The organism is Craterilacuibacter sp., from assembly GCF_051659485.1.
Taxonomy (GTDB): domain Bacteria; phylum Pseudomonadota; class Gammaproteobacteria; order Burkholderiales; family Chromobacteriaceae; genus Craterilacuibacter.
Window position 1 is genome coordinate 1 of record NZ_JBOFOO010000105.1, and the last position, 1,215, is coordinate 1,215.

At 64.9% G+C, this 1,215-nt stretch carries 2 protein-coding genes; both read left to right on the forward strand.

Annotated features, from left to right (window positions below):
* Positions 1-666: acyl-CoA dehydrogenase family protein (locus ACRC1E_RS03740; protein WP_438513768.1), on the forward strand; the 666-nt coding region annotated here is incomplete at its 5' end.
* Positions 663-1,094: a MaoC family dehydratase gene (locus ACRC1E_RS03745; RefSeq protein ID WP_438513769.1), complete on the forward strand. Its 432-nt coding sequence runs from the start codon at positions 663-665 to the stop codon at positions 1,092-1,094. The genes ACRC1E_RS03740 and ACRC1E_RS03745, both read left to right, overlap by 4 nt.
* Positions 1,095-1,215: the final 121 nt, after the last annotated feature.

Sequence of the window (1,215 nt, forward strand, 5' to 3'; positions counted from 1 at the left end):
GGTACGGTGGCGGCACTGGCCGTCACCCCCAAGACCACACATGCACTATTGGCCGTAGAAGTTGACGGGCGTGCTGCACTACTGCTGGCCGACATTACTTTATTCCAAAGCGAGGCCGGCACCCTGATGCAGGGCGAGCATGCGCTGACGCTCTGTGCCGATGGCCTTGTCGTGTCGCCGGCGCTGCTGTTGCCGACGGGCGCGCACGACTGGCTCACTCCGCGCGCGGTTGCTTGTATCGCGGCGCTGCAGCTGGGGGTGGCCGAGGGCGCGCAGGCGATTACTGTCGCCCACCTGTCCGAGCGCGAGCAGTTCGGCCGCAAGCTGGGCAGCTTCCAGGCCGTGGCGCAGCGCATGGCCGACGGTTTTATCGCGCTGGAGGCACTGCGCTCGGTGCTGCTGCAACTTGTGTGGCGGCTGGACGCCGGTGTCGATACCGGCTCGGCGCTGGCGGTGGCCAAATACTGGGCATGCGAGGCGGGCAACCGCATCGCACATAGCGCGCAGCATCTGCATGGCGGCACCGGCTCGGACACCAGCTATCCGGTCCACCGTTTCTATCTGGCCGCCCGCGTGCTCGAGCTCGAACTGGGCGGCGCGGCGGCGCAGATCGAAGCACTGGCCGCAAGAGTCAGCGACAACACATTGTGGGGAGACGCAGCATGAGCGTACAGGGCATCCGTTTTGACGAAGTGAAGGTCGGCGACACACTGCCACCGCTGGAGATTCCGGTGACGGTCGAGCTGGTGGTAGCCGGCGCCATCGCGACCCGCGATTTCTTCCCCGGTCACCATGATCTGGCGGCCGCGCAGAAGCTGGGCTCGCAGCACATTTTCATGAACATTCTGACCACCAACGGTCTGGTCGAGCGCTATGTCGGTGCCTGGGCCGGCCCCGAGGCGCTGATAGCCAGCGTCAAGATCCGTCTGGGCGCGCCCAACTATCCGGGTGACAGCATGACCATGCAGGGCGAAGTCAGTGCCAAGGATGAGGCGGAACAGTCGCTGACGGTCGCCATGCGCGGCGTCAACAGCATGGGCGATCACGTCAGCGGCACAGTGAAGCTGCTGTTTGCACAAGGGGCGATGGCATGAACAGCTTATCCAGTCAGGTGGCCATTGTCGGCCTTGGCGCGACCGAATTTTCCAAGGATTCCGGACGCACCGAAATCCGTCTCGCCACCGAAGCGGTATTGGCCGCGCTGAACGACGCCGG